Genomic DNA, 16,489 nt, shown 5'->3' on the forward strand with positions numbered 1-16,489 from the left:
TCCCCACCCTCTGCTTTAATTGCATCAGGCAATAAGCAATGGGTGGGGACTTTTATTTATCACTTATCCCATCTGTACAATTACATGGTATTCGTTTCTGCCATTGACCATAGGAATCTGGTTTCCATTTATCCTCTCACCATCTACCTCAATCCATCTGACTCCTTTCTGCACACCTTTCGGTTTATGGATTTCAATATGATAATCCGCCCCTCTAAAATGACGGTTCACTTTAAAATCGCCAAACGTTTCCGGAAGGCAGGGGTCTACGATCAAACCATCATATCCTGGCAGAATACCAAGAAGCGCCTGTGACAGGTTTACAAATGTCCACGCTGCAGTTCCTGTCAGCCAACTGTTTTTTGCCTCTCCAAATCCTGGTGCATCAGCTCCCGCGATCATCTGCGAATATACATATGGTTCTGTCCGGTGAATATCACTGATTTCCTCAATATAAGATGGACATATTTTACGATAAACCTCAAATGCCCTGTTTCCTCTTCCAAGCACAGTCTCCGCAATGGAAATCCACGGATTGTTGTGGCAGAAAATTCCTGCATTTTCTTTATATCCAGGCGGATAAGAAGTAATTTCCCCAAGTTCCAGATGGTATCTTGTATAAGCCGGCTGAAGGATCATTATTCCATACTTTGTTTCCAGCAATTCATTCACAGAGTCCAGAGCTTTTTCTGCTATTCCTTCTTCCTTGCCGATTCCTGCCATAACACAGAATCCCTGTGGTTCAATAAAAATCTTTCCTTCTTCGCATTCTTTTGAACCAACCTTTTCAGACTGTGCATCATAGGCACGCAGGAACCATTCTCCGTCCCATCCATTATCCAGCACTGCCTGATACATCTCATCCACTGCTTTCCCTGCTTCTTTTGCAAGTTCTGTGTGCCCGGTCCGCTCACAGAGTTCCTCAAATTCTTTTCCATATTTCACAAACATACCTGCAATAAATACAGATTCTGCCACAGGGCCTTCCGACGGCCCTGTTGTCTGAAAGGATTCTCCAGGTTCACTGGAAAAACAGTTCAGATTCAGGCAGTCATTCCAGTCTGCCCTTCCGATCAGAGGAAGTTTGTGAGGACCAAGATGGGTTACTGTGTAATAAAAAGATTTCTCCAGATGTTCAAAAAGCGGTACCTCTGTTCCCTTCTTACAATCAAAGGGTACCTGCACATCAAGTATCCCATAATCACCAGTCTCTTTGATATATGCTGCTACTGCTGCGATCAGCCATAACGGGTCGTCATTAAATCCGCTTCCAACATCCAGATTCCCCTGTTTTGTCAGCGGCTGGTACTGATGATATGCACTTCCATCCGGAAACTGTGTAGATGCTATATCAATAATCCTTTCCCTTGCCCGCTCCGGGATAAGATGCACAAATCCCAGAAGATCCTGGCAAGAATCGCGAAACCCCATCCCCCGTCCTGTTCCTGATTCGTAATAAGATGCTGATCTGGACATATTGAAGGTTACCATACACTGATATTGATTCCAGATATTTGCCATGCGGTCAATATGTTCGTTCTCGCTGACGACTGCAAAGCGTGCCAGCAATGTTTCCCAGTAATTTTTCAGTTCTGCAAAGGCCTGCATCGCTTTTTCCATTGTATTAAATCTTTCAATCAATGCTTTTGCAGAGGTTTTATTGATAATTCCGGGAGCTTCCCATTTATCATCTGCCGGATTTTCACAATATCCCAGCATAAAAACAAATTCTTTTTCCTCTCCCGGCAGCAGAGTCAGATCTATCTGATGTGCAGCAATGGGATACCATCCGCTTGCAATAGAGTTACTGCATTTTTTCTTACATACAGCTTCTGGAAAAGCATTCCCGTTTCCTGCTCCCAGAAAAGCATCTCTGTTGGTATCATAATTGTCCACCTGTGTATTTACTGTAAAAAAACTGTAATGTTTCCTTCTTTCTCTGTATTCTGTCTTATGATAAATCGTACTCCCCTGTACTTCCACTTCTCCGATACTTAAATTTCTCTGGAAGTTCGATGCGTCATCCACTGCATTCCAGAGGCAGAATTCCACGTATGAGAACAGAGAAATATTTTTTTCAGTTTCAGAGTTATTTTTCAGTTTCAGACAATTGATCTCACATGAAGCATCAGAGGGCACAAAAACCAGAAGCTCTGCTTTTAGATTATTTTTCGAAGAACAGAAGCGACTGTATCCAAGACCATGTCTGCATTCATAAGTATCTGTTTCTGTTGCAGACGGCATAGTTCCCGGATTCCAGATTACTCCGTCATCATTAATATAATAATACTTTCCGTTGGAATCTGCAGGAATATTATTATAACGGTACCTGGTAATTCGCAACAATTTTGCATCTTTATAAAAGCTATATCCTCCGCAGGTGTTGGAGATCAGTGAAAAGAAATCATTACTTCCCAGATAATTGATCCAGGGTAATGGTGTATGTGGTGTAGTGATAACATATTCTTTCGCCTTGTCGTCAAAATATCCGAATTTCATTGAAAAGCCTCCTTAAAAAGAATAAATAAACACTTGTGAAGAAAAGGCCGAAAACAGACTTGCGAAAACGAATACGTTCAGAATTTATATGTTTATTATATAGTTTAGATTGGATTTATCACAGTATAATTCAGTTTTTCAAAAAAATCAACTACATTTTTAGCAGTCAAAATATTTCACAACTGTTATTTTAACTTCCGTAAGATCATTGCGAAACTTTTCGTTATATTAAAGCCTGTTTTTTGTGAAATTAATAAATTATTATAAATTCTTTTTTGTGCAACAGGGACAAATTATACAAATATAACAAAAATACTTGAATTTTATCTGAAAATAAAGTACGATTAGCTTGCGAAAACGTTTTAGAAACAAAAACAGAAAAGGCTGGACTATAATATGGTATCCATGAAAGACATCGCAAAACAATGTAACGTATCTGTTGCAAGCGTCAGCAAAGCACTTAATGGTTATTCGGATATCAGCGAAGAAACCCGACAGCTTATTTTGAAGACTGCATCAGAAATGGGATATCTTCCAAATTCCTCAGCAAGAGCACTAAAGACCAGACGCAGTTATAATCTTGGCGTACTTTTTGTAGACGAAGCCATGAGTGGCCTCACCCATGATTATTTCAATCATGTACTGGAAAGCTTTAAACGCACTGCCGAATCCAGAGGATATGACATCACTTTTACCAGCGGAAACCTCTCCGGTCAGCATCTCAGTTATTATGAGCACTGCCGTTACCGTGGAGTCGATGGAGTGGTGATCGCCTGTATCAATTTTTTTACAGAAGAGGTACAGCGCCTGGTACAGTCCGAGATACCGGTAGTCACTATCGATCATGTATTTGATGGAAGAATTGCTGTTGTTTCCAACAACATTCAGGGAATGGAAGAACTTGTCTCTTATATTCTTGAACGGGGACACAGAAAGATTGCCTATATTCACGGAGAAGATTCCTCTGTCACACGAAACAGACTTGGAAGTTTTTACAGAACTCTCCAGAAAAAACGAATCGATATACCTGATGAATATATGCCAGTCATTCCTTATCGAGATGCAGAAGCTGCAGCAATAGCAACTTCAGAGCTTCTGGATCTGAAAGATCCTCCTACCTGTATCCTCTATCCGGATGACTTCTCCGCACTGGGTGGCATCAATGAAATCCACGAACGTGGACTTCGAATACCAGATGATATTTCCATTGCAGGCTATGACGGACTTACTTTTGCACGCATCCTGGAGCCACGGCTGACAACTCTGTGTCAGGACACAGAAACGATTGGACGGCTTGCCGCACAGAAGCTGATTGATCTTATCGAAAATCCTAAAACAACGATCATCGATAAATTCACCGTTGATGGAAGACTTTTCCCCGGTGCATCAGTCAGAAATCTGGCAAAATAAGAAAATCTTCAGTATCTTCACAGTTGGTGGACTGCTGAAAAGTTACAATCAACCCAAAACAATTATCACAAGGAGGTAATAACATGATGAAGAGAAAAGCTATGGCAATTACATTAACAGCAGCTATGCTTGCCGGTCTTACAGCAGTTCCAACATGGGCTGAAGATGCAGCCGCTGACGAAGGTAAAGTTTTAAACATTTATTGCTGGAATGAAGAATTCAAATCCCGTCTGACTGACCACTATCCCGGATATGAAGAAGTTGACGGAACTCATGGCAAAATCGGAGATGTTGATGTTGTATGGAACATTACTCCTTCTGATGACAATGCATATCAGAATAATCTGGATGAGACTCTTCTGAAACAGGCTGATGCAGCAGCAGATGACAAAATCGATCTCTTCCTTGTTGAAGCCGATTATGCACTGAAATATGTAAATACAGATTATACAATGTCTGTGGCAGATCTGGGAATCACAGATGAGGAAGTTGCAGACCAGTATCAGTACACCAAAGATGTTATGACAGATTCGGATGGCAACTTAAAAGGTCTTTCCTGGCAGGGCTGCCCGGGTGCTATGATCTACAGAAGAGATATTGCAAAAGAAGTATTCGGAAGCGATGATCCGGCAGAGGTTCAGAAGAAAGTTGCAGACTGGGATACATTTAAGGCAACAGCTGAAGAGCTGAAGGAAAAAGGCTATCAGATGACTTCCACTGTAAATGATGCCTACCGTGTATTCTCTAATAATGTAACTTCCCCATGGGTTGTTGACGGAAAGATCACTGTTGATGACAATATCAAAAACTGGGTAGATATGTCCAAGGAAATGGTTGATGCCGGAGAAACAGCTACCTATGAATTGTGGAGTGATGACTGGAGCAAGGGCTTCTTCAAAGACAGCAATGTATTCTCATATTTCGGACCTGCATGGTTCATCGACTTCTCCATGAGCGCTGACCAGGATGGTTCAGTTGGTAAAGATGGCGGCTGGGCTGCAACAGAAGGGCCACAGGGCTTCTACTGGGGCGGAACATGGATCACAGCAGCTGCAGGCACAGACAATCCCACACTGGTTGCTGATATCATGAGAACGATGACAACTAACGTTGACGTTATGAAAGAAATCGTTACTGCTGATAATGACTTCGTAAACAATAAACCTGCCATGGAAGAAATGGCTAAAGATGAAAGCTACGGCGATGCAGTTCTTGGTGGACAGAATCCTCTGGCTATGTTCTGTGCAGGCGCTGATAAGATTGATCTGAGTAACATGAGTATCTATGATCAGGGCTGCAACGAAGAATTCCAGAATGCCATGAAGAACTATTTCGAAGGCAACGCATCTTATGATGAAGCTCTCGACCTGTTCTATAAGGCAGTTGTAGAAAAATATCCGGAACTTTCCTATTAATCAAACATTGAAACCTGTGTGCCTGCCTGACCATCAGGCAGGCACATTTTGGATTACAGCAGACTATGGAGGAAGATAATGGCAAAGAATAATAACCATAAAGCGGTCAGCTATAACAAATGGGGATATATCTTCCTGATACCATTTGTAGTAGTATATCTCATATTCCAGCTCGTTCCGCTTATCAGTACAATTTATAACAGTTTCTTTGAAAATTACAGATCTGGATTAACGCAGATAGGACCGAATTTTGTGGGACTTGCCAATTATGCAAAGCTCTTTCAGGGTGGCGATATCTGGATTTATTTTAAAAACACAATGATCATGTGGGTAATGGGATTTATCCCACAGATCCTGGTTTCCCTGCTCCTGGCTGCCTGGTTCTCCAATCCAAGCCTCCGGCTTAAGGGACAGCGCTTCTTCAAAACAGTTATTTATCTGCCAAACCTGATCATGGCATCCGCCTTTGCAATGTTATTCTTTACCTTATTTGCAGACGGCGGTCCCATCAATGCAATGCTGATGCAGTCAGGAATACTGAAACAGGCATATTCCTTTTTCAGCCATGCCTGGAGTGCCAGAACCCTTGTTGCAGTCCTGAACTTCCTGATGTGGTTCGGAAATACAACTATTCTTCTTATGGCAGGTATGATGGGAATTGACTCCTCGCTTTACGAGGCAGCTGAAGTAGACGGTGCAACTTCCTCACAGATTTTCAGAAAGATCACTCTTCCACTCCTTCGTCCAATCCTGATCTATGTTATGATCACATCCCTGATCGGCGGCATGCAGATGTTCGATGTACCTCAGATCCTGACAAACGGAACCGGCGACCCCATGCGTTCCACTATGACACTGATCATGTTCCTGAACAAGCATCTGTTCAGCAAGAACTACGGAATGGGTGGTGCATTATCCGTATTCCTGTTCATTATCACAGGAGTGCTCAGCCTGATCGTATTCCGCTTTAACAAGATAAAAGACTGATGGAGGTGAGAAGAATGAATGAAAAAAACTCCAAAAATAAAAAAGGAATGAGCATGAAAGGTCAGCGTACTCTTGCCTATATCGTACTGATCATCATTTCCTTCTTCTGCCTGTTCTGGTTTTATGTACTGTTTATCAATGCCACCAGATCTAATGGCGCACTGAAAAAGGGATTCACAGCCATTCCCGGAGGACATCTCATTGAGAACTGGAAAAATCTTCTCGCAGGAACACTCCCTGTATGGAATGGTATGTTCAACAGTATTTTCATTGCTACCTGCTCCGCTGTTTTATGTACCTATTTTTCAACAATGACTGCTTACGCTATCCATGCATACAATTTTAAAGCAAAAAAATTTATGTTTACATTTATCCTTGCAGTCATGATGATCCCAACTCAGGTAACTGCTCTTGGATTCCTTCAGCTGTTGGGAAAAATAGGTCTGGACGACTCCTTTGTCCCACTGATCGTTCCAAGTATTGCTGCTCCTGTTACTTTCTTCTATATGAAACAGTACATGGAAAGCAACCTTCCTCTGGAACTTGTGGAAGCAGCACGTATTGACGGTTCCGGTGAATTTAATACCTTTAACAAAATCGTATTCCCGCTTATGAAACCGGCTATCGCTGTGCAGGCAATTTTTACCTTTGTACAGAGCTGGAATAATTACTTCATTCCGGCGCTGGTTCTTCACTCAGATAAGAAAAAAACACTTCCTGTACTGATCGCACAGCTTCGAAGTGCAGACTTCCTTAAGTTTGACATGGGACAGGTGTATGTAATGATCGCCTTTTCCATCTTCCCGGTCATCATTGTCTACATTCTTCTTTCCAGATTCATTGTAGAAGGTGTTTCCGCAGGTGCGGTTAAGGGTTAGATGCTGATACAACAAAAGCTGTCTGTTCCGGATGCAAATACATCCGGAATCCAGACAGCTTTTTTAATTATTTGCAGTACTGTTCTGTAATGATGTTACTATTTACAGCTCAGAGTTTTATTTTCTTAGATCTCAGCCAGTTTCAGCAGATCCGGGATCTTGGATTCCCAGCCAAGTGCCATGATATGTACACCCTGACAGTATGGCTTACACTCTTTGATAATACGTGCAGCGATCTCAACACCTGTGATACCTGCTTTTGTCTTTTCTTTGTCTGCTTTCAGTTCCTCAAGCATTTCGTCCGGAACATGAATGCCGGCAACATTGTTGTTCATGAATTTAGCCATTCCAGCGGACTTAGGAATAATGATGCCAACCTGTACAGGTTTTCCGAACTGTTTTGCTTTTTCCATGAATTTGATGAATTTCTCCGGTTCAAATACTGCCTGTGTCTGGAAGTATTCTGCACCTGCTGCTACTTTTCTTTCCATTTTTGCAAGCTGTGCGTCAACGGAATCGCTGCATGGAGATACAACAGCACCCTTGGAGAATTTCGGAGGCTCGCCAACCAGTTCGTTTCCACCAAGATCCACACCGGATTCCAGAAGCTTCACTGTGTGAAGAAGGGATACGGAGTCAAGGTCGAATACAGGTTTTGCCTGTGGGTGGTCACCCATCTTTGTATGGTCGCCAGTAAGGCAGAGGATGTTGTCAATGCCCAGCATTGCAGCGCTGAGAAGATCAGACTCCAGGGCGATACGGTTTCTGTCACGGCATGCAAGCTGGAAAATAGGATTCATGCCTGCATCCTTGAGAACCTTACACATTGCAAGAGATCCAAGACGCATAACAGAAGACTGGTTATCAGTTACGTTAACTGCATGAACATCCTTAAGGTATGTTTTTGCTTCTTCTACCAGCTCATCTACGTGGATTCCTTTTGGCGGTCCTACTTCTGCAGAAACTACAAATTCACCACGGTCGAATAATTCTTTCATTTTCATTGTACATTGCTCCAATCATTATAATCTATTTTAATTCATCGTCTGTTGCAAAGTTATGAATCTGTGTCGGACATTTCAGCGCGTCAAGGCGTCCGATCTCTTTCAGACGTCTGTAGATGCGTTCCCATCCACATTCCATCTCGCTGTCCACTTCACATTTACCGTTCTTGGAACCACCGCACTGGCCGTTCACAAGGCTCTTTGAACATGCTGTGATCGGGCAGATCCCGCCTGTCAGGTTCAGGTAGCATTCACCGCACTGGTCACATTTGTACTCTAACGGTGTCACGCCCTGGAAACCTGGTACCGGGTATGTATCGCAGGCTGCACAGACCATCTTGTCTTCCAGATATTCTGAAACGGTCTGTACACCAACACCGCAGGAGAATACCAGAACCAGATCTGCTTCCTGGATCTTGCTCATATGTTTCTTAAGACGTAATTCCATATTTTCCGGATTACAGATGTAATCAGTTGTCATGATTCCTGTCACATTTCCTTCAGCTGCAAGTTCCTTCTGAAGTCGGGCAGCTTCTTTTTCCGGAAAACGAACTTCTTTACATCCATGACAGTTGATAATGAAAACTTTCTTTCCGGCTGTCAGTGATGTAATTGCTTCTTTTGCTTTTAACTGGGTAATCAACATATTACTTCATCCCCCTTACTGCATTTTTTCCGGCTTTGATACTGTTAATGATCGGAATCTTGGAAGAACAGATATACTGACAGCATCTGCACTCAACACAATCCATAACGTTCATGTCTTTCATGCCCTGCCAGTTCTCGTCTTTCGCATATTTCACGAAATACAGAGGTGAAAGTTCCATCGGACAGACATCTACGCAGCGTCCGCACTTGATACATGGCTGTTCTTTTGTCTCATCCGGTTCAACGGCAATGATACCATTGGAGCCTTTCATCATCGGTACATCCAGTGTGTTCAGAGGGAATCCCATCATTGGTCCGCCCATCTTAACCAGAACATCGTCATCTGTAAATCCGCCGCAGTAATCGATCAGCTCTCTTACGCTTGTACCGATCTTGATAACGAAGTTTCCAGGATTCTTGATCTTCTCGCCTGTTACTGTAGCAACACGCTCAACCAGAGGCATTCCTGTCTGGATCGCATCGGAGATTGCTTTTACTGTACTGATATTATCTACTACAACGCCGACATCTGCCGGAAGGCCACCGCTTGGAACAATTCTTCCCATAACGCGCTTAATGAGAGTTTTCTCAGCGCCCTGCGGGTATTTGGTTCTTGCAACAAATACTTCCATGTTTCCGATGTCAGCAACTTTTTTCTGCATTAATTCAATGGCATCCGGCTTATTGTCCTCGATAACGATGATACCCTTCTCGGCACCTGTTGTCTTAAGGACTGCTTTCAGGCCAAAAATAATGTCATCTGCATACTCAAGGAGTACTCTGTGGTCTGCTGTTAACAGAGGCTCACATTCACATCCATTGAGAAGGATGGTATCTACCGGTTTGGCAGGTTTAAGTTTGACACAGGTCGGGAAACCTGCACCGCCCATACCAACGATTCCGGCTTCACGGATGATATCAATGATCTCATCCGGAGTAAGATTGTCAAGATCACCATGTGGCTGTACGGATTCGTGCAGAGTATTTTTTCCATCCGATTCAATGACAACAGCCATCACTTCGCTTCCACGTGTGCCATGCATACGCGGTTCAACAGCAACTACGGTTCCGCTTACGCTGGAATGTACCGGAGCACTGATAAATCCGGCAGCTTCACCGATCTTCTGACCAACTTTTACAGTGTCACCAACCTGAACGATCGGATTGGCCGGTGCGCCCAGATGCTGTGACATGGAGATTACAACTGTCTTCGGATCCGGGAATTTCTTCAGAGCGATATGCTCACTGAATTCCTTACGTTCTGACGGATGAACACCGCCGTAATATCCGTCCAGTCTTTCTTCTCTGATGGACTTCACATAGTCGTTGATCACTTTGAAATTAACTTTGGAGAAATCACGAACCTGTACAGGCTGGTTTAAGAATTCTTCCAGACGTCCCTGTTTTTCAAGTCTCTGGTAAATCTTCTCCCATGCACAGTCTTTATTCGGATCTACTTCGCATTTTCCATTCTTTGCTCCACCGCACTGTCCATTGACAAGACTCTTTGAACAGTCAACGATCGGACAGACACCTCCGGTAATGTTCAGATAACACTGCGCACATGCGTCACAGCTCTTCTTGGTAAGTGCCATGCCATGATGACCTCTGTAGTTAAGGGTGTTGCTTGCAGCAACTACCGGCTTACCTGCCAGATCCGCAACGGTCTGAATACCAAGGCCACAGGAAATTACTACTACATTCTCTGTACCTTCCGGAATCAGATCCTGTAATTTTCTTTCTGTGTGCATCTTGTTGCATAAGAAATCAAATTTTGCACTGCCTGTAACATTCTTTCCCTGATCTGCAGCGAATTTCAGAAATTCGTCACAATCCGGTTCGTCAACAGTTTCAAATTCTTTGAAACATTTGTTGCAGGCAATCACAAACAGGTTGTCCTTACCGTCAAGCACTGATGCAAGTTCATCACTGCTTTTCAGTTTGTACTTAGTATAGTTTTCCAATTGCTCACCTTCCTCACGATAAAATTTTATCCTTATGATATCTGTTCTTATCCGTTCCCTCCATCTCTGCACTCAAAAAAGGGCCAATAAAACCAGATAAATAAGTTCAATACATATACCTTATTAAATGTAACATAAAATGCACATTTTATCCAGTTTTATTAGCAAATTTTATAAATTTCTTCTATGATTTTATCCAAAATTTCTATGAAGTGCAGATATTTGTACTGTAAAGGATGTGGAATCAGTAAATTGTATACAATATACCACATTCTATAGCAACTATGACGATTCAGCACCTTCACACAGTTACGCTCTCAAACTCAAATCTTTAGAAATCGCCTTCGGCGATGGAATAGTGTTACTGTTCACTCCATTCACAGTAACTTAGCCAAAATTTATTCTCTTTTTTATGAACACTCCTGATAATCCTCTCTCTCAGTACTTGTATCATGAGTTAAGACGCTGTCCGCAATATTCACAATTGCTCAGACGTCCTTTTATTACCTGATTCTTTGCACCGCAGCTGGTACAGGTAACTGTAATATAAATCTTTTCATTTACACGTCTGTTTGGTGCAGTAATCATAATATAATTTCCTTCTCTGTCTATCTGGATATTCCGGATATATCCCCTGGCAATAAATTTTTCCAGTTTTTTTACTGCGCCTTTTCCCAGCTCCTGCTCAAGTTTCTCAAATGAGACCGTATTCTGGGCATAAGATTCAAACCAGCAGGCAATTTCCCTGGCTTTTTTCTTCCGTAATGCTTTCTGAACTTCCCTGAAAGTCGGATATAAAAATAACAGACAGAGCAGGATCTCTGTTGCTGCCATTCCCCAGCGTCCTTCACCAATATACTTCTCCGATGCACCAATAGCTCCCAGGGATAAAAGTATGCAGAAGCCACAAAGAACCCACTTCAGTTTTCCCAACACCCCTGCTTTTTTATTTTTTTCTGTCAAAAAATCATTCATGTCTGTTTCCTCTTTCTCTGATTAATCAAAATTCTATAATATATTGGTAAAGCTTCTGTCAGCCTGCCCCCAGCAGAAGCCATGCATCACCTGACGGATCATAATAATAAACCACATTGTCTCCTACTGCATAATAATGTTCTTTTGTAAAATGATCCTCATGATCCGTTCCCAGAACAAATACCGGACAATTTCTTCCTTCAATGTACTCCTCAGTGCCTGTATACCACAGAGACATCCCAAGACCAAGGTAATAGCTGACTTCATCTGTTTCTGAGAGCTGTTCTCTGGCAATCTTTATATTCAATGCTGAATCATGCTCCGGATTACACTCTGAATCGTACTCTGATTCATGCACCGGATTATATTCCGGATCATACTCATCCCAATTATAATATATGGAGAAATCATAGCAGTGGGTTTCTGCTGCAAGATGTCCATCCTTTAACGACACCATAGGATGGTATTGCACACTCATATTCTGCTTCTGTACAGAAACCATCACATTGGAATGAATCTCACTCACATTGCAGCGCAGGATAATGATTTCATTCTCCCTCCCCGTATAATATGGGGCGTTCAGATCATCCAGATATTCCCCTTCTTCCGTAGGCTGAGCCGGATAAACGCTGACCCTGCAATCATCCCCCGGGACAATGGCATAAATCTCATATCCCCCTGCATCAACCACTGTTCCATCCTGTAAAAAAGGATACGCAGCTGCCACTTCTCCCTGTCTGGTATATTCAAGTATCTCTGCTGCCTCTGCACCTTCATAGGTATATCCCAGAAATGCCATTCCGGCCTGACATTCATTTTCCCTGATAATGTCCTGCAGAATTGTCAGATTCTCATCTGCCCCAGGTGCTCTGGCAAATACTTCTCTCATACCTCCGCCATGAATACCAACAGAAAACAGTACCGCACAAACACATACAGCAACCGAATATTTTTTCATACTCTCATCTCCCTTCTTATCAAACGGATATTTGCACTCCGCTTCGCTTTCTGCTCATAACAGAATAACTTCGCAGTTTATAAACTTGCTATTTTAACGTAGTTACGATCAACTTACTTTCCAGTGCAGCCGCTATCAAATCTTCTTTACAGCTGTATCCTGCCCTGGCGATCATTTCCTGAAAATTCCATCTCACCCCGGAGGTAGAGCATTTCATTTCCCGCGCAATTTCTGAATATGACATTCCACGGATATACAGGCGGAGCATCTCCAGCTGTCTGGGACTGATATCGCCACTTGTGATCCAATTAAGCTCCACCTTCGGTGTCACATCCGGAAATACTTGCTCACTATTTAGCGTTCTGTGGATCACACTCCGTATTTCCTCTTCCCCGTGATCCTTATACCAGAGACTGTCTGCACATCCGCTCTTTGCCCTCTCCAGCACCTTGGGATCGATCAGGGAAGTAACAATCAATACCTTTGTATAGGGATACTTCTCCCTGATCTCTTTTCCGGCACTGAGTCCATCATGATTATGAAACGTCTGCACATCCATGATCACAAGATCAATTGCCGAATAATCACAGATTTTTACAGCTTCACGTGCATCCGAAACCGTCTGGACATGTCGGAATTCCGGCTCCTGCATAATAATATATTCAAAATACTTCTGCATGATCTTCTGATCTTCTACTATCAGTATCCGTACCATCGAATCCCATCCTTTCTGTCAGTGGCATTTTCAATATCAGACAAAACTCAGGGGAAAAAGAAACCTGCATCCTGCATTTTCCTGATTCAGCTGCCTTTTTCAGTGCAGATAAACCACCGCCTTCTTCCGCATTTTTGTCAGGCACCTCTCCATCATTGGTAATCTGAACAGTATATTCATCTGCATTTTTGTCTATCTTCACCCAAACAGTACTGCCATGGGCATGTCTGGCACAATTTGTCACACATTCGCGGATTGCCCTGTCTGTCAGCAGCCTGTAAGATGGATGCATGGGAAAGTTCCCACTGATCTGAACTGAAATTCCAAGCTCTTCTGCATGTCTGACCGTATCTTTATATACTTCTTCCATACTCTCAACAGCAGAACCGGTAAGAATATAAACCAGATGTTTCAATACAGACAACTGTTTATCCATTTTATCCGGATCTTCTTTCCTTTCCAATATTCTGCGTATTGACAGAAGGCTTCGTCCAAAATTGTCATGAACCTGCATTTTCATGACAAGCGTCTCCTGCTCTCTGATTTTATCTCCGATTTTTTCGTACATTTCCTCCAGCTTATGATTCAGGATTTCCAGCTTTTCATTGTTTGCCCTAATTTTTTCACCATTGTAATAAATTTCTGATACATTAACTGCCACTGTCTGCAGATAACCTGCACAATCCGGCTCCTGCAGACTATATTCCTGAAACATCCAGACGGAACCATCAGGAAAATAAAACACATTACTGTCTTTGCTCAATCTGCAAAGACCTTCCGATTCAGGTTCCCCACTCATTGCTTTCCTTAATGCGTCATAATCCTGCAGATAAGAACCTGTCATGATTCTGCTCAGCTCCTGCATCTTGGTATTACACAAAACAATCCTTCCAAAAGGATCCGAAAAACAGACTCCACAGGGAACGTCATTCACAGCCTCATTCACAGACCAGTAAGACAGGGAATGATGATATCTGCGTCTCTCTCTCCAGATTGCTCTGCAAAGATAAAGCACCAATCCCATAACTACTGCCATTAAAACACTGACCGGATAACCCTGAAGCATTGGCTGATAGGAACTTTCTCCCAGGCAATATCTGTGATCATTCATCAGAACGCCCATGAACATAAAAGAAACAGCAAAGACAACCACTGCCGTTACGATTTTCTTTTTCCCGGAAAAGCAGGTGATTCTTACCAGCAGGAGGATTAATTCCAGAATCATGCAGATTTCAAGAAGAATCATCAGAGCATTCTGTATTGCCATACTGCATTCCACAAAACTGATCATCTTCCGCCTCTCTTTCTGAAGACGATACATCTGATAAACCATTCGTTTTCATCTTCCTGCTGCACTTTTAATTCCGGCCTTTCCAACATGAATCCACGCAGATCCGCCTCTGATACAATATGAACTGAAATCCGCAGAGCATCATCAATCTGCGACACACGGTAAAAAACAGACTGCATGGTATCAAGCAATCGTTCCACAAGCCATTCAAAGGTGTCATAGCATTTTAGTATATCATCTGCATTCATCTGCACATCCACATTTTCCACGTAGTAAGCAGCCCGGATCCTGCATAATTTTAAGCTGTCACAGGATTCTGCCAGGCTTTGTCTGAGATCTTCCATTGTAAGCAAATTTCCATCTGATGCATATTGTGTCAGCACCAGATTCTTTCTCCGCTTCAAATATGTGCCAACAACTACAATTTTACCGAGAATCCGATCATATTGTTCCCTTGATTCTGTCCGTTCCAGCTCATCCATAAACTGTGACAGCAATTCCAGCTGACCGGCTGTCTGATTCTGTATCATATTTAACAGACGGTTCTGTTCTTCTGTTTTTCTCCGCTCAGCCTCTTTCTGATAAGCTTTCTGTAACAGACGGTTTCTGGCAGTCAGTTCCTCCTGCTGTTCCCGAATATCCTGATACTGATCCAACAGTACCGAAATATCCTCTGACCAAAACAAATGTCCTCCCCTTATAGGAATATGGTTGATCCGGATTCCCTGTTCCTGTACTGATGATCTGTCTATTATGATTCTACGCAGTTCAGGCGACAGCTCGGGAAAATCACCGGAATGATAATAGCGCTGAAAAGAATGATCTGTAATCTCTGCATCCAGTCCTCCGGAAGTCTGGAATAATTCAAAATATCGATTATTGGTCTGTATCAATCCACATAATATACAACCCTGAAAAATTGCCGCCATTAAAAGACAGCACACTGCCGTCATATCCCCTGCAATGATTTTGATGAAAGGCAGGCGGAGTATATTTCCGATATTCCACCCCAGAAGCAATATTCCCGGAATCACTGGCAGCCAGAACTGTTTCTTTCCCGGAATTCTGCTTTTTCTGATCAGAATGATTTCCATCCCTGTCAGACAGATCAAGATCCATCCCTGAATCACCATAAAAACAATACCATAGCTGTAATCTTTATCCGAAAATGGGGGCTGTTTGGAAAAACGAAATACCAGCTGATGCAAATCATTTGTAAAAACACTTACGATCAATATCGCTGCAACGGTCAGCAAAATTATAATCTTTCTGATCGTTTTCTCTTCCTCCTTTTCGCCCAAAAACATTGCTGCTGCCAAACCCAGAACCGGAATCAGAATCATGGGAATATAATATAGATACCAGCAGATATGTTCTCCAAGAGGATCATGAAAAATATGAAATTTTACTGTCCGCACAAAGAACCAGAATACCATCAGACAGCCAATTGCAGTCAAGCATCTGCGCGTTTTTTTATGTACTACATGTCTTCTCAGATAAATCACCCAGGCACAGTACATTCCCAGATAAATACAGCTACGACACTGATCTGCCAGATTTCTCATAAAAACATTTTCCGTTCTCACCTGCCTGCAGAAATAAGCCAGCAACACACTTATCAGAATCACTCCATATGACAGAGTCCTCTTTTTACTGTATGTCATGAAAGTTCCTCTCTTACCGGAGCGGGTTTGAAAAATGCTTTACGCAAGATGTGCGTCACAATTTGCAGGAATGATTTTTCA

Annotated in this window: 13 protein-coding genes; 4 read left to right on the forward strand and 9 right to left on the reverse strand. The window is 42.5% G+C overall.

Translation table 11 applies throughout. The annotated features are described in order from the left end of the window. Positions 1 to 63 precede the first annotated feature (63 nt). On the reverse strand, positions 64 to 2,499 hold the full coding sequence (locus LJE09_RS02590) for a GH36-type glycosyl hydrolase domain-containing protein (RefSeq protein ID WP_055199792.1): 2,436 nt from the start codon (positions 2,497 to 2,499) through the stop codon (positions 64 to 66). A 396-nt stretch (positions 2,500 to 2,895) separates the two neighbouring features. Here LJE09_RS02590 and LJE09_RS02595 point away from each other — a divergent pair, with 396 nt between their 5' ends. From LJE09_RS02595 to LJE09_RS02610, 4 genes are all read left to right on the forward strand, one after another. After that, positions 2,896 to 3,909, forward strand: coding sequence for a LacI family DNA-binding transcriptional regulator (locus tag LJE09_RS02595; RefSeq protein ID WP_055059313.1), 1,014 nt, complete (start codon positions 2,896 to 2,898; stop codon positions 3,907 to 3,909). Between the two features lie 86 nt (positions 3,910 to 3,995). Continuing rightward, entirely contained in the window at positions 3,996 to 5,324 is a 1,329-nt protein-coding gene (locus LJE09_RS02600; RefSeq protein WP_055059372.1) for a hypothetical protein, read from the forward strand. Positions 5,325 to 5,402: 78 nt separating this feature from the next. Beyond that, positions 5,403 to 6,311: a carbohydrate ABC transporter permease gene (locus LJE09_RS02605; RefSeq protein ID WP_025579256.1), complete on the forward strand. Its 909-nt coding sequence runs from the start codon at positions 5,403 to 5,405 to the stop codon at positions 6,309 to 6,311. Between the two features lie 14 nt (positions 6,312 to 6,325). Next, on the forward strand, positions 6,326 to 7,189 hold the full coding sequence (locus LJE09_RS02610) for a carbohydrate ABC transporter permease (RefSeq protein ID WP_022380254.1): 864 nt from the start codon (positions 6,326 to 6,328) through the stop codon (positions 7,187 to 7,189). A 125-nt stretch (positions 7,190 to 7,314) separates the two neighbouring features. On the opposite strand, the gene LJE09_RS02615 is transcribed toward LJE09_RS02610, so the two are convergent. The 8 genes from LJE09_RS02615 to LJE09_RS02650 form a co-directional block, all read right to left on the reverse strand. Then, positions 7,315 to 8,193, reverse strand: a complete 879-nt coding sequence (locus tag LJE09_RS02615; protein ID WP_008706435.1) for a methylenetetrahydrofolate reductase — start codon at positions 8,191 to 8,193, stop codon at positions 7,315 to 7,317. A gap of 25 nt (positions 8,194 to 8,218) precedes the next feature. Then, positions 8,219 to 8,839: a methylenetetrahydrofolate reductase C-terminal domain-containing protein gene (locus LJE09_RS02620; protein WP_008706433.1), complete on the reverse strand. Its 621-nt coding sequence runs from the start codon at positions 8,837 to 8,839 to the stop codon at positions 8,219 to 8,221. 1 nt (position 8,840) lies between these two features. Further along, positions 8,841 to 10,805 carry an electron transport complex subunit RsxC gene (gene rsxC, locus LJE09_RS02625; RefSeq protein ID WP_173700062.1) on the reverse strand — a complete coding sequence of 655 codons (1,965 nt, stop codon included), beginning with the start codon at positions 10,803 to 10,805 and terminating at the stop codon, positions 8,841 to 8,843. A gap of 450 nt (positions 10,806 to 11,255) precedes the next feature. Next, positions 11,256 to 11,780 (reverse strand): hypothetical protein, encoded by a 525-nt coding sequence (locus tag LJE09_RS02630; RefSeq protein ID WP_055199793.1) that lies wholly within the window; start codon positions 11,778 to 11,780, stop codon positions 11,256 to 11,258. A 58-nt stretch (positions 11,781 to 11,838) separates the two neighbouring features. Then, a complete protein-coding gene (locus LJE09_RS02635) occupies positions 11,839 to 12,738 on the reverse strand; it encodes a hypothetical protein (RefSeq protein ID WP_118613465.1) in 900 nt (299 codons plus the stop codon). 88 nt (positions 12,739 to 12,826) lie between these two features. Continuing rightward, positions 12,827 to 13,453 (reverse strand): response regulator transcription factor, encoded by a 627-nt coding sequence (locus LJE09_RS02640; protein ID WP_118613463.1) that lies wholly within the window; start codon positions 13,451 to 13,453, stop codon positions 12,827 to 12,829. Then, positions 13,401 to 14,786 (reverse strand): sensor histidine kinase, encoded by a 1,386-nt coding sequence (locus LJE09_RS02645; RefSeq protein WP_118613461.1) that lies wholly within the window; start codon positions 14,784 to 14,786, stop codon positions 13,401 to 13,403. The genes LJE09_RS02640 and LJE09_RS02645 overlap by 53 nt, the downstream gene beginning before the upstream one ends. Next, positions 14,741 to 16,408: a histidine kinase N-terminal 7TM domain-containing protein gene (locus LJE09_RS02650; protein ID WP_118613459.1), complete on the reverse strand. Its 1,668-nt coding sequence runs from the start codon at positions 16,406 to 16,408 to the stop codon at positions 14,741 to 14,743. Before LJE09_RS02650 ends, LJE09_RS02645 begins: the two co-directional genes overlap by 46 nt. Positions 16,409 to 16,489 lie beyond the last annotated feature (81 nt).

Origin of the sequence: Blautia sp. DFI.3.45 (genome assembly GCF_020593505.1) — a bacterium.
Taxonomy (GTDB): Bacteria; Bacillota; Clostridia; order Lachnospirales; family Lachnospiraceae; genus Blautia_A; species Blautia_A wexlerae.